Origin of the sequence: Chryseobacterium sp. MIQD13 (assembly GCF_050496705.1) — a bacterium.
GTDB lineage: Bacteria > Bacteroidota > Bacteroidia > Flavobacteriales > Weeksellaceae > Chryseobacterium.
This window is the reverse complement of sequence record NZ_JBNWAF010000003.1, coordinates 530,385-543,528: the sequence shown is the minus strand read 5'-3', so window position 1 is coordinate 543,528 and position 13,144 is coordinate 530,385. Positions and strand designations below refer to the sequence as shown.

Genomic DNA, 13,144 nt, shown 5'->3' with positions numbered 1-13,144 from the left:
GTAAAAATACTAAAAACAACGGTTTCTATAGAAATAACTTGACTTTTTCAACATAAAAAAACCTCCAGAAATTCTGAAGGTTTGGTATTTATTTTTTGATTGATTCTTTTTTCCAGTTGGCTTTGAATTTACAGTTATCATAGCGTCCGTCAATCGATATGAAGGTTGTCGGTAACTTAGAATTGACAAACTTTTCAATCATTTCATTACGCTTTTTATTGAGCGCCATCTGCTTGATCCTGTTATAATCTGTTTCCAGTGTAATCTGGTGAGCAGGAATAACATCTTCCTGTTTGATGATCTTTATAACTTTTCTTTTATTGTCTTCATCTTCGAAAGGAGCTGTAATATCTCCTTTGTTCAGACCTGCCAGTTCGTAAGTGATAGATCCCGGAATACTTTCTCTTTCAATTTTATCAGAACCATCTGCACCTGAAATAATTCCTGCATTAAACTTCGTCTTTTTATCATCTGAAAATTTAAAAGCAGCATCTTTAAACGTTATTTTTCCGGCAAGAATAAGACCTTTGATACTGTCCAATTTTGCTTTTGCCGTTTTTATTTCGTCATCTGTAGGTGTAGCTTTCAGCAGGATGTGTCTCGCATCATACACCTTTCCCGATTTCTTGATCAGCTGTATAATATGGTATCCGAATTCAGATTCAATAGGATCTGAAATTTCATTTTCCTGAAGGTTTAATGCAGCTGCTTCAAACGGCTTTACCATCTGTCCTTTGTAAATATTTTTATATAGACCTCCGTTTGCAGCAGATCCTTCATCTTCAGAATAAATTCTCGCCTGGCTTTCAAAAGTTTCTCCGCCAGCAATATCCTGCTTGATTTTATTCAATCTTTTGATAAGATCTTCTTTATGAGCTTCTGTAAGCTTAGGGTAGATCATGATTTGCGCTAAAGAGATTTCATCCTTAACCTCCGGAAGCTGCATTTTATACAGATTATAGAAGTCTGTAACCTCATTCGGGGTTACGTCTGCTTTTTCTGTAATACGCTGGTATTTTGCCTGCCCATAGTATTGATCCACATCTATCTTTTCGATAGCGTTTTTCATTTCATATCCGTTTCTGAATTTATATGCAGCAAGCATTGTTTTTTCATCCGGAAACTGGGAAAGTAACTGACGGTATTTTGCATTAGCCTGCTCTTTAATAGCAGCAGAACGGTTTTCAATTAATGTATCTTTCTTTGCTTCATATACAAGAAGCTTATTACTGATCAGGTTTTCAAGGAAGTCGCATTTATCTGTTTCAGAGGCTCCCTGTTGTTTGGCATAGTTCATCTGCTCATTCACATCCGATTCCAGAACAATTTCATCCCCGATTACAGCAGCAATACCATCCACCAATTCTCCCGGTTTTAGCTGAGCATTCATGTTTGAAGAGAATATCATCATGAAAATCCCAAGAAGAAAAGTGATTTTTAGTTTATTTGTCATTTTACTATTTTAAACAAGTTGCAAATTTAGAATACTTAACGAATTAGTCTAAATTTTTTATTATAAATATTTCTTAAAAAGACTTATTTATTGCAGTTCAACATCAAATGTCGTTAATTCTTTAAATTGTCTTAATCTGCTGAACATATCAGATTCTTTTACTTCCTGAATTCTCACTGTTCCGAATTTCTCAACAGTGAAAGAAGCCATTGCAGAACCTACGATCAGGGCTGACTTCATCGTTTCGAAGTCGAACTTACCTTTTTTAGCAAGATAAGCAGCAAAACCTCCTGCAAAAGTATCTCCGGCTCCGGTTGGATCAAAAACATCTTCCAGTGGAAGTGCAGGAATAGCAAATACCTTATTATCATGGAAAAGTAAAGCTCCGTGCTCCCCTTTCTTGATGATTACATAATCAGGGCCCATTGTATGGATCTTTTTAGCTGCTTTTACTAAAGAATATTCTCCTGAAAGCTGTCTTGCCTCTTCATCATTGATAGTAATAACGTCTGTTTTAGCAATCATATCCATTAAGATATCCCAGGCTGAATCCATCCAGAAATTCATGGTATCAAGAATAACAAGCTTTGGACGATCGTTCATTTTTTCCAATACGGACAATTGAACACCAGGGTGTAGGTTTCCAAGCAGAAGGATTTCTGCATCCTGCATAGAATCCGGAATTTTTGGGTCAAAATTCTCAAGAACATTCACTTCAGTAGCCAAAGTATCTCTGGTATTCAGATCATTATGGTATTTTCCGGACCAGAAGAATGTTTTTCCTTCTTTTACAATCTCAATTCCTTCAATATTTATGTCTCTGTCTGTGAACATATCAAGGTGCTCCTGTGGAAAATCTCCTCCAACAACGGAAACAATACCGGATTTAACGCCTAAAATAGATGAAGTGATACCAATATAAGTAGCTGCTCCTCCTAAAATTTTATCAGTTTTACCAAATGGCGTTTCGATTGCATCAAATGCAACGCTTCCAACAACTAAAAGTTTCATATATTTTTCAATGTATTTTAAAGTAAATTATTTTTTCCATTCAAAAGTGTCCAGCAGGTGTTTCATATCATTTTTGATATAATTTACCGCCGGGGCCAAAGAATCCGGTTTCGGTCTTGTGTTAAAGTATAAATAAGCAGTCACGAAATGTTTCGTACTGTCTGTAATGTAAAATTGAAGATTGGAAGCACTCTGTCCCTTCAGTTCATAGAAGTTTCCGTATACCTTTTTGTCAGGATATTCGAAAGATTTGGTATCTATGGAACTTGCTTTAATGGTATGCTCATAAACCATTTTCTCAGCTTCTTTGATATGGTCTGCAAAATCATTCTGTATCGGATAATAGGTCACAAAGACCTTTGCTTTCATTTTTGGATAGTTAATATAGTACCAGCACGGCTTTTTGGCATCGGAAATTGATGCGAAATCTGAATATTCAAATGTATAGGCACAGTTATTCTCAAACTTCTGGTATTTCGGTTCCGGATATTCCAGGCGGAGTTCTCCATAAGGTTTTGGAACATGATCTTTTCCGCACGAAATTAAAAGCAGTGATACAAAAATAAAAATGACGTTTTTTATCATTTTGCAAAAGTACAAATTAGATTTTAGATTTCAGGAGACAAATTTCAGTCTTTCAGCGAGTTTTGAATATAGTTTTCCAAAGGCTTGGGAAAAGATTTGTCATGTGAAGCTTCAAAGTCTGTAATGATGTACTGATTTTCTGCTGCAAAACGGTTCCAGGCAGCTTCTGAATGAACCTCAACGCCCGAAATCTCAATGGTCAGATTCTTATGCGTAAGCTTGTGGGTAAGTGTTTTTACATTGCTGATAAATGGTTCAAGTTCTGCAGAAATAGCGGGTGGAAATTCAAATAATTTTTTCCAGATAAAATCGTCTTTCCTTTGTTGAATTAAAAACTGTCCGTTTCTGTGTATAAAATAATATTTCAGGAAAAGGTCTTCTGTTTTTACTTTTTTTGTTTTTACAGGGTAATCCGATGTCTTCTCCATAGAGAATGCGAGACAGTCATCATTTACCGGACATTCCCCACAGAGAGGGTTTTTAGGCTTACAGATTTCTGAACCTAGATCCATCATAGCCTGATTAAAATCACCAACATTTTCAGGCATGACCAATTCTGCAAGCTGGGAGAAATAGGAAAAAGCTCTTGAGTTGGAAATATCAAAGTCATCAGCAAAAATCCGGCTCAAAACTCTGTAGAAATTACCGTCAACAGCAGGCATTCTGCCTCTGAAACAAATGCTTGAAATGGCTGCTGCGGTATACTTGCCGACTCCCTTTAATTTTAAAATCTCTTCATAATCAGCAGGAAAATTACCATGATAATCATTCATGATCTGTTGTGAAGCCTTATGGATGTTAATGGCTCTTGAATAATATCCAAGTCCTTTCCAGTACAGCAGGACTTCATTTTCTTCAGCTTCAGCCAGTGTCTTTACGTCCGGAAATCTTTTAATGAAGTTATTATAATGATTGAGTCCCTGACTGATTCTTGTCTGCTGAAATACTATTTCACAGATCCAGATTTTGTAAGGGTCTTTTGTCTGTCTGAAAGGCAGATCTCTTGCATTCTTTCCGTACCAGCTCAGCAGTTTATTTCCGATATGGAGAAAATCTGAGCTTTTATTATCTTTTTCCAAAAAACTTTGTCTGTTTAAATGATTTTCAGGGAATTTTCAGGTCTCTGTTTCCCTTTCTGCAAAGATAAAATTATTTATCCTTTTTCACAGAATACACCGGAGCAGCTTTCAGCCACTGATATTTGAGATTTCTTTCTGCTGCGATGAACCTGAAACCTTCAAGTTTTTTAAGGTAAAGATAAATTGAGTCGTTTTTCAGCTTAAGCCGTTGATCGGAAAGAAACATAAAAGGGTAATCTGCAACAGAATCTCTTATTGTTTTTAATACTTTTCCGGATCTTACTTTATAAAGGAAAAAGTTTTTTCCTCTTCCCTTTGAACTGTCAGCCAGCTTTACTTCTGAACTTGCAATAACAAGCTCGCTACCGTCAAAGCATTCTTCTTCATTCATGATATAAGCTTTTCCCTGCTGTCTTTCGTCTTTAAAAAGATCCACTGCATAATGATCCGGCGCCTGGTATTTTTTTTCACAGCCTGATAATACAATCAGCAGGAATGCGGGCAGTAGGAAGCTTATACTTTTTTTGATCACATTAATTTTCATATGATTTGGAATAAAAAACCGATGTAAAAATGCATCGGTTTTTCTATTTAAATTTGGGTTCTTATTATTCCTGAGTGTATTGTGCATCCCATTCGTTACCATCATCTCCTTTATGTCCGTCTAATTTAATAACGAAACTTTTTGTAGGGAAATAAGGTGTCATACGGATATCAAGCCATACTCTGTCTTTATTCACTCTGTCCTGCTCGAAACGAACAATCTTGAATTTTTCGATCAGTTTATCCGGTCCTTTGATATTGTCAAGGAAGGTTACGATCTGTCTTCTCAAATCGTCTTCGTTCTTGGCATTCCAGTTTTCGAAGGCTCTTCTGTTCAGGAAGTCAAGTAAAACTTTAGTTACATAGTCGAATACACGTACTACAGAATAGGTCTGAAGACCGATATTATCTCCTGTGAACAATGTTTTCGCAGAGAATGCCATGATTTTACCATATTCATTCACCATCGGAACAAGGCCCATTTTTTCCAGCTGAGAAATTTCACTTTTCTTCAGTTCGAATTTTACGGCATCCACTTCGTTGATGTTACCATGCTTTTTACCTGCAGCTACCTGAGACATCAAAGTTTTATGAATTTTCCCGGCTAATGAAGTGGAAGGCGGAAGTTCAACATTTTCTTCTTCTCCTACTTCTTCAGCTTTACCTCTACCTACAAGCCAGTTACACGTCATGATAACGTTACTTCTGTGAAGTTCACCTCCTGTAAGGTTTGCCGAGTGGAATAAATCTACCACGTCATCCGGTTTGTCAAGGTTGGCAAAATCGGTAACCATCATTACTTTGTTCTCGTTACAGATTTTTGCCCATTTTTCAATGACTTTGTTTGAACCTAAATATCCAGGTATTGCCAGGATGGAATAGTTATCCCTAAGATCCAAACGGTCGTAATAGTTTTTGAATTCTTCTGAAATAGCATCGATGAACAACGGATTATCCAAATCTGAAACCTGTTCAAGACTTGCATTTACAATGCTAACGTTATCCACTTTATCCAATTCTGTGTTTTTGTAGAATTGGGCTACGGTTCTATAGTTGGTTTCCAACAAACGTACTGCATCTAGTGCATTCTTTAAGTTGGTCTTTAAATTCTGATCTGCTGACTGCGCTTTTGTTTTGCAGGTATCTGCCATTTTATCTGCAGATTCGTTTCCTTCCAAAAGGCTTACCCAAAGGTTAATCTTTTGAAGAAGTTCTTTTCTTTCGTCTGATTTATTATTGTCGGTCAGGAAAATTTCTTTCCTGGCTTTTCTTGTAGGGTTCATATTGGCGATACCGTCTACAACGGATTCAACAAAGCCAAAACCTCCTAATTTATTAAGTTCCGCAAGCGGGTTGCCTTTCGGCTGCCCTGAATGTTGCTGCTGACCCTGCTGTTGGCTTTCTTGTGCCTGTAATTTGCTATCCATGATTTGATTTAGTGTAAATAATTATTTTTCAAGTTCTTGTGCCACATCTTTCAATACTTCGATGAACGCAGCTCTGGTCTGGTCATTCTCAAGCATATTACGCAGAATTTTATTGGTTTTCAGCTGGCGTACGATCTTGTTGTACTGCTCCTGTTCCATGCTAAGCTGCTGTAAATAGTCTGATTTCTGAGTAAGATTTTTGGGTGTGAAATCTGCAAGATTCTGAAAACGGAATTCTTCTTCAACTACAGCACCATCCTCTGTTTCGTGCTGTACAGCTACAGAAGGCTGGAAATGTCTGAAGACGTCATCCACTGATTTTAATCCTGTTACAATTTCAGGGGTATATGATTCCTCTGTTGTAAGCTGGCTCACAATCAGTGATTTGTTCTCCTGTATTTCCTGAATTGCTTCATTAGCGTCTACTTTAACTTCGTTACCGCCAACACCATAATTAAACATTGCCATATTATTATTATTTTGAGATTTTTGATTTTGGTTTGGATCTGTCTTTGAGTAATTTACTGAAGAATCAAATAAATTACCAATCCAATGTTTAAATTTAAAAAAAAACTGTAACATACAAAATTTTGTAAAGATTTTTCTTGAAATATTTAATTTAACCTTTAATATATCTAACGTAAAATCATGACTTTACGATATCACTAAACTATGAAAAAATAAATAAAAAACGCATCATTTCTGATGCGTTTTTCTTTTCTAACAATTTTTGGCTGTTTTACCAAATTTTTATTCTGTCCTGAGGCGCTTTGTACATTTTGTCTCCAGGTTTTATATCAAATGCTTTGCTGAATGCATCCTGATTCACCAGCGGACCGAATGCTCTGAACGTTCCCGGAGAGTGCGGATCGGTCTTTACCTGATTGATCATATACTGTTCTGTGGATTTTGTTCTCCATACCGTTGCCCAGCTCATAAAGAATCTCTGATCCTGTGTAAATCCGCTGATCTTTCCAGGATTTCCTTTATCTTTAAGATACATCTGAAGGGCATCGTACGCTACTGCTACTCCACCAAGATCACCAATGTTTTCGCCGCTTGTAAATTTACCGTTTACAAAGCTTCCTTTTACCGGCTCATAAGCACTGTACTGAGCAGCAAGCTGACCTACTTTTGCATCAAAGTTTTTACGGTCTTCATCTGTCCACCAGTTGTTAAGGTTTCCGTCACCGTCAAAACGTGAACCACTGTCATCAAATCCGTGAGAGATTTCATGACCGATAACGGCTCCGATACCTCCGAAGTTTACGCCAGCATCCGCTTTAGGATTATAGAAAGGCGGCTGAAGAATTGCAGCAGGGAAAACGATTTCATTGTTTGATCCGTTGTAGTAAGCATTTACAGTTTGTGGAGACATCCCCCATTCTGTTTTATCTACCGGTTTTCCAACTTTGTCAAGGCTTCTCTGGTATTGCCATGCCGATACATTCTGAAGATTGGAATATAATGTAGCTCCCTGCTTAGGAGATTCTACTTTTAACTGGGAATAATCTTTCCACTTGTCCGGATAAGCTATTTTTACAGTGAATTTAGACAGTTTTTCCTGAGCTTTCACTTTAGTGGCAGGGGACATCCAGTCTATATTGTTGATATGGGTTTTGAATGATTTTAAAAGATAATCAATATACATTTCCATCTGAGCTTTTGCTTCGGGAGTGAAATATTTTTCAACATATAATTTCCCGAAAGCTTCACCAAGAACTCCATTGACAAGAGTAAGTCCTCTTTTGTCCATAGGACGCTGCTCTTTCTGGCCCTGAAGATATTTTGAATAGAAATCGAATCTGATCTGTTCAAGTTTATCATCAAGATTGCTTGCATTACCATTGATCAAGTGGTATTTCAGATAATCTTTTAATAACGGAAGGTTCTTTTCAGTGATAAACTGATCCATATTCTGGTAATATTTCAGTTCACCTACAATCACTTTGTCTGTATTTACACCCGCATCTTTCAGATATTTAGCCAGATTAACGTTTTTCACCAATCCTGAAAGTTCAGTTACATTTTTTGGATTGTATCTTAAATTGGCATCTCTGTTCTGCTCCAAAGTCAATAAATAATTGGCCAGTTGTTTCTCAAATGCCACAACATTTTGTGCAGCCTGATCAGCATTTTTATTTCCTAAAACTCCAAACAGCTTTCCTACATAAGTCTGGTATTCTGCTAATGTTTTGGTATTGGCATCATTTACTTTCTGATAATAATCTCTTCCCAATCCAAGATCCGGACCGCCAAGATACACTGCATTCATTTTAGAATTCTTCATATCTGCGCTCACTCTCCATCCATAGAATGAGTTATCTCCTAGTTTTGTAGCTTCAAGAAGATATTTCTGCAGGTCATTAAGGTTTTTAATAGCGTCAATTTTTGCCAGATCTCCTTTGATGGGAGACAATCCATCTGCATTTCTTTTGTTTACATCCATAAAAGATGCATACAGGTTCTGGATTTTCTGTCCTTCTGATCCTTCGGCATAGCTTTCGGATAAAATTTTGTTCAGAATATCCAGAGAAGCATCATCCACATTTTCTCTCAAAGCATTGAAAGATCCCCAGCTTGCTTTATCTGAAGGAATCTGAGTGGTTTTCACCCAATTTCCGTTCACGTAGCTAAAAAAGTCATCCTGCGGACGAACGCTCTTATCCATATAAGATAAATTGATTCCTTCTTCTTTCATTTCTTCTTTTTTTACTGGTTCTGTAACGGCAACTGTAGTTTCAGCTTTGGTCTCTGTACCGGCAGTTTTAGCGGTTCCGCATGAATTCAAAAATACAATGCCGGAAAGGGCAAGTATTCCAATATTTAGCTTTTTCATTAAAGGTAATTTTTGATTTAACACAAACTTATCAAATATACGAACTTTAATGATAGGTGATTAATGATAATTGATAAATGATGAAGAGTTGGTAGTTTGAGTTATTGAGTTTGAGAGTATGGAGGGTTTTTAGGGTTTGAGAGTATTGAAATTCATAAATTCAAATTAAAGAATTTTGCTTTGCCTGAGTACCTGAAAATCATCTCTCTGCAAACTTTAACCTGTAATCTGCTACCTGCTACCTAATATCTGACACCTGAAAAACAAAAAACCGCTCATTGCTGAACGGTTTATATTCTTTTGGTAATGATTACCAGATTTTGATTCTGTCTCCCGGAGTTTTGTATAATTTGTCTCCTTGTTTTACATCAAATGCTTTGTAGAAAGCATCAACATTGATAAGCGGACCGAAGCTTCTGAAATATCCCGGAGAATGCGGGTCAGTTTTTACCTGGTTTATCATATATTTTTCGCTGGATAAAGTTCTCCAAACAGTTGCCCAGCTCAGGAAGAATCTCTGATCCTGGGAGAATCCGCTGATCTGTCCCGGATTTCCTTTATCTTTCAGATACATCTGAAGAGCATCGTAAGCAATGTTTACACCTCCCAAGTCAGCAATATTTTCACCGTTTGTGAAAGTACCGTTTACGAAAGTTCCTTTTACAGGCTCATATTTATCATACTGAGCAGCAAGAGCTTTTGTTGCTTTCTCGAAATTGGCCTTATCTTCCGGAGTCCACCAGTCTACTAAGTTTCCGTCTGCATCGAACTGAGCTCCTGAGTCATCAAATCCGTGGCTCATTTCGTGACCGATCACAGCACCAATTCCTCCGAAATTAACTGCAGCATCAGCTTTTGGATTAAAGAAAGGCGGCTGAAGGATTGCAGCAGGGAAAACGATCTCGTTATTTACAGGATTGTAGTATGCATTCACAGTCTGTGGTGTCATACCCCATTCTGATTTGTCAACAGCTTTACCGATTTTCGCTAAATCTTTGTTGTACTGCCATTCAGTGATGTTCTGAAGGTTGCTGTACAGATTTCCTCCTTTAGCTTCAGAAACGATATCTAATTTTGAATAATCTTTCCATTTGTCAGGATAAGCCACTTTTACAGTAAACTTGTTCAGTTTCTGCATTGCTTTTTCCTTCGTTGTAGAAGACATCCATGCTAAATTGTTGATGTGAACGGCAAAACTTTTCTTTAAATAATCGATCAGTTCTACCATCTGTGCTTTTGCTTCAGCAGGGAAGTATTTTTCAACATATAATTTACCAAACGCTTCACCAAGAGTACCGTTGATCAATTCAAACCCTCTTTTGTTTAACGCTCTCTGTTCCTGTTGCCCTCTTAGATATTTACCATAGAAATTAAATCTCATATCACCCAGTTTCTCACTTAAGTAAGAAGCACTGCCGTGAATCATGTGAAACTTTAAATAATCCTTGATCACAGGAAGATTCTGAGCATTCACCAATTTATCAAATTCTTTGTAATATCCGATTTCCCCGATGATTACTTTATCTGTATTTACTCCTACTTTTTTAAGGTAAGCAGGAATATCAACACCTTTTACCAATGTTGAAAGCTCAGCTAAAGTTTTTGGATTGTACTGCAGTGTATTATCACGGCTCTGCTCGTTGGTAAGATAAGTCTTTGCAATACTTTTTTCATAATCAACGATTCCTTTTGCCGCTGCGTCAGCATTTTTGTAGCCTAATTCCTTAAGCATAGAAGCTACATATTTCTGATATTCAGCGATAGCTTCTGTATTTTTCTCGTTTACTTTCTGATAATAATCTCTTCCTAACCCTAATGAAGCATTTCCTAAGTAAACAGCATTCATTTTGGAATCTTTAAGATCCGCATCAACGCCCCATCCGTAAAGGGTATTTTCACCGTCTTTAGTTACAGAAGTCAGATAATTCTGAAGATCAGCCATATTTTTAATAGCATCAATTTTATCCAGATTAGCCTGAATAGGTTTGATACCGTCTGCATTTCTTTTCTGCATGTTCATATAAGTAGCATACAGATCCTGAATTTTCTTGCCTTCACTTCCGTCTGCAAATTTATCTTTCAGAAGAGAGTTCAGAATGGTCATGGAGTTGTTATCCGTATCTTCAGCAAGTTTGTTGAAACTACCCCAGGTAGGCTTATCGGATGGAATTTTGGCTGTTTTCATCCAGGTTCCACTTACGTAGTTGTAAAAATCATCCTGCGGACGTACAGAAGTATCCATAAGGCTAATATCCAAGCCTTTATCTGTGCTGTTAACTGCTGTTTTTACGGCTTTTGCCTGTGCATTCACTGTATTTTGTGAACAAATCCCGGCCAATAAAAACAAAGAAAGCGTTAGTTTTTTCATTATGATAGCAATTTTATAGTATAATATGTCTATATTTTTTATATTTTGTTACTTTTATAAATAACAAATTTAAACAAATATCAGGACGCTGCGATCTCTTTTACATTTCCTGTTCTTTTTAAAAATCCCCAGGACTGCATTTCTCCTTTCAGTGCTTTTCTTAAACTTCTGAATAACACAATATACATCAGCCATCTGTATCCAAATCTCTGAGGGATAATATACAGCAGGCCACTCAGTTTTTCCCGCTGCATAACAAACGCAGTGAGAGCCAGAGAAGCATCTACCAACAGGAAAATCAGATAATAAGTAAGTATTTTTCCTCCGTTTCCGGATAAAATTCCAAAGAACATGATCAAGTCTGCCAATGGGGAAAAGGACGGAATGATATACTGGAATAATAAAATATTAGGCATTGCCCAAAGCCCGAGCCCTTTGTATTTCGGGTTAAGGAATGTCTGGCGCTGTTTCCAGAACATCTGTATAACGCCACAAATCAACTGACATCTAAGTATTTACAAGAAGCCCTACAAGATCCTGAATAATTTTCTGGGAAACAAAATTCATAAAATCAAGTCTTTCCAGATGAGGCATATATAATTTTGAAGTTACTTCCTTATCCTTGATCCGGATGGTATAAAAAACAGTTCCCACTTCTTTACCGTCCTCACCCTTTCCCGGGCCTGCTACCCCTGTTGTAGAAAGGGAAATATCAGTATCAAACAATCTCTGGCATCCTTTTGCCATTTCACCTGCTACCTGCTCGCTTACCACCGTGAACTCTTCTACCGTCTCTTTGGAAACCTGTAAAATTTCAATTTTCTTTTCTGTGGCATAAGCTACAATACCTCCGATAAAATATTTTGAACTTCCGGAAACGGATGTGATCATTTTTGCCAGCTCACCCCCCGTACAGCTTTCTGCTGTAGAAATGGTCAGTTTTCTTTCTGTAAGGATCTCTGCCAGAATCTTTTCAATTTTATCTTCAGTTACTGCGATCACATGATCTCCCACTAAAGGTAAAAGTTTCTGAATTTCATCTTCTGCCTGCTGTTTCAGGATCGCTTCGTTTTCACCTGAAGCAGTTAACCTGAGCTTTACACGTGTTCCTACCGGAAGATAGGAAAGTGCCATATTTTCAGGAAGAGCAAGTTCCCAGTCTTCAATGATGTCTGCAAGAATACTTTCGGGAATCCCTACTACGGAAACTATTCTGGTATGGATATAATAAAGGTTGAATTTGTCTTTTAAATAGGGAATAATCTGATCCTTAATCAATGGTTTTACTTCATAAGGAACCCCTGGAAGGCTGAAAGATAGTTTTCCATCCTGCTCCATCATCATACATGGTGCGGTTCCGAAATGGTTTTGAAAAACAACGGATTTTGTGGGAACGAAGGCTTGTTCTCTGTTTCTTTCGAGAATATCAATCCTGCCCCTTCTTTCCATATAATTTTTAAGATGGCTGAAAGTAGCCTCGTCCAGTGCTATTTCATCATTGAAAAATTCAGCAAGTGCTTTTTTGGTTTTATCATCCCTCGTCGGTCCAAGACCGCCTGTAGTAATAACAAGATCCCCAATTTCAAATGCCGTTTTCAGAGTATTTTTAATGGTCTCAATCTCGTCTGAAATCGTAAAGATCTGTATAACCTGTATGCCTATATTTTTAAGTTCCGTGGCAATAAAATTAGAATTGGTATCAACGGTGTTTCCGGAAAGGATCTCGTCACCGATAGTAATTAGAACGGCTTTTTCCATATTTAAATTCTCGAAAAAAAATCTTCTGCAAATGACGGTAAAATCTGTGGCTGCGACAACATAAAATGATTTTTTCTATCT

At 37.2% G+C, this 13,144-nt stretch carries 11 protein-coding genes; all 11 read right to left on the bottom strand.

Annotated elements, in window-relative coordinates:
• Positions 1–88: 88 nt before the first annotated feature.
• Positions 89–1,453 carry a peptidylprolyl isomerase gene (locus tag ACQWU4_RS14830; protein ID WP_429936523.1) on the bottom strand — a complete coding sequence of 455 codons (1,365 nt, stop codon included), beginning with the start codon at positions 1,451–1,453 and terminating at the stop codon, positions 89–91.
• Positions 1,454–1,540: 87 nt separating this feature from the next.
• Positions 1,541–2,464: a PfkB family carbohydrate kinase gene (locus ACQWU4_RS14825; RefSeq protein WP_429936522.1), complete on the bottom strand. Its 924-nt coding sequence runs from the start codon at positions 2,462–2,464 to the stop codon at positions 1,541–1,543.
• Positions 2,465–2,491: 27 nt separating this feature from the next.
• On the bottom strand, positions 2,492–3,049 hold the full coding sequence (gldD, locus tag ACQWU4_RS14820) for a gliding motility lipoprotein GldD (protein WP_048503284.1): 558 nt from the start codon (positions 3,047–3,049) through the stop codon (positions 2,492–2,494).
• Between the two features lie 44 nt (positions 3,050–3,093).
• Positions 3,094–4,128, bottom strand: a complete 1,035-nt coding sequence (gene mutY, locus ACQWU4_RS14815) for an A/G-specific adenine glycosylase (protein WP_429936521.1) — start codon at positions 4,126–4,128, stop codon at positions 3,094–3,096.
• Between the two features lie 70 nt (positions 4,129–4,198).
• Positions 4,199–4,672 (bottom strand): hypothetical protein, encoded by a 474-nt coding sequence (locus ACQWU4_RS14810; RefSeq protein ID WP_429936520.1) that lies wholly within the window; start codon positions 4,670–4,672, stop codon positions 4,199–4,201.
• Between the two features lie 64 nt (positions 4,673–4,736).
• On the bottom strand, positions 4,737–6,098 hold the full coding sequence (locus tag ACQWU4_RS14805) for a DUF5458 family protein (protein WP_429936519.1): 1,362 nt from the start codon (positions 6,096–6,098) through the stop codon (positions 4,737–4,739).
• Between the two features lie 21 nt (positions 6,099–6,119).
• On the bottom strand, positions 6,120–6,566 hold the full coding sequence (locus ACQWU4_RS14800; RefSeq protein ID WP_429936518.1) for a type VI secretion system contractile sheath small subunit: 447 nt from the start codon (positions 6,564–6,566) through the stop codon (positions 6,120–6,122).
• Positions 6,567–6,837: 271 nt separating this feature from the next.
• On the bottom strand, positions 6,838–8,937 hold the full coding sequence (locus ACQWU4_RS14795) for a M13 family metallopeptidase (RefSeq protein WP_429936517.1): 2,100 nt from the start codon (positions 8,935–8,937) through the stop codon (positions 6,838–6,840).
• A 310-nt stretch (positions 8,938–9,247) separates the two neighbouring features.
• Entirely contained in the window at positions 9,248–11,305 is a 2,058-nt protein-coding gene (locus ACQWU4_RS14790; RefSeq protein WP_429936516.1) for a M13 family metallopeptidase, read from the bottom strand.
• Positions 11,306–11,385: 80 nt separating this feature from the next.
• Entirely contained in the window at positions 11,386–11,784 is a 399-nt protein-coding gene (locus ACQWU4_RS14785) for a hypothetical protein (RefSeq protein ID WP_429936515.1), read from the bottom strand.
• A gap of 28 nt (positions 11,785–11,812) precedes the next feature.
• Positions 11,813–13,063, bottom strand: coding sequence for a CinA family nicotinamide mononucleotide deamidase-related protein (locus ACQWU4_RS14780; protein WP_429936514.1), 1,251 nt, complete (start codon positions 13,061–13,063; stop codon positions 11,813–11,815).
• Positions 13,064–13,144 lie beyond the last annotated feature (81 nt).

What these genes read in the sequence shown, in the direction of transcription:
- ACQWU4_RS14805 (WP_429936519.1), bottom strand. Translation starts at nt 6,098, where the DNA reads ATGGATAGCAAATTACAGGCACAAGAAAGCCAACAGCAGGGTCAGCAG.
- ACQWU4_RS14795 (WP_429936517.1), bottom strand. Translation starts at nt 8,937, where the DNA reads ATGAAAAAGCTAAATATTGGAATACTTGCCCTTTCCGGCATTGTATTT.
- gldD (WP_048503284.1), bottom strand. Translation starts at nt 3,049, where the DNA reads ATGATAAAAAACGTCATTTTTATTTTTGTATCACTGCTTTTAATTTCG.
- ACQWU4_RS14810 (WP_429936520.1), bottom strand. Translation starts at nt 4,672, where the DNA reads ATGAAAATTAATGTGATCAAAAAAAGTATAAGCTTCCTACTGCCCGCA.
- ACQWU4_RS14830 (WP_429936523.1), bottom strand. Translation starts at nt 1,453, where the DNA reads ATGACAAATAAACTAAAAATCACTTTTCTTCTTGGGATTTTCATGATG.
- ACQWU4_RS14785 (WP_429936515.1), bottom strand. Translation starts at nt 11,784, where the DNA reads ATGTTCTGGAAACAGCGCCAGACATTCCTTAACCCGAAATACAAAGGG.
- ACQWU4_RS14800 (WP_429936518.1), bottom strand. Translation starts at nt 6,566, where the DNA reads ATGGCAATGTTTAATTATGGTGTTGGCGGTAACGAAGTTAAAGTAGAC.
- ACQWU4_RS14790 (WP_429936516.1), bottom strand. Translation starts at nt 11,305, where the DNA reads ATGAAAAAACTAACGCTTTCTTTGTTTTTATTGGCCGGGATTTGTTCA.
- ACQWU4_RS14825 (WP_429936522.1), bottom strand. Translation starts at nt 2,464, where the DNA reads ATGAAACTTTTAGTTGTTGGAAGCGTTGCATTTGATGCAATCGAAACG.
- ACQWU4_RS14780 (WP_429936514.1), bottom strand. Translation starts at nt 13,063, where the DNA reads ATGGAAAAAGCCGTTCTAATTACTATCGGTGACGAGATCCTTTCCGGA.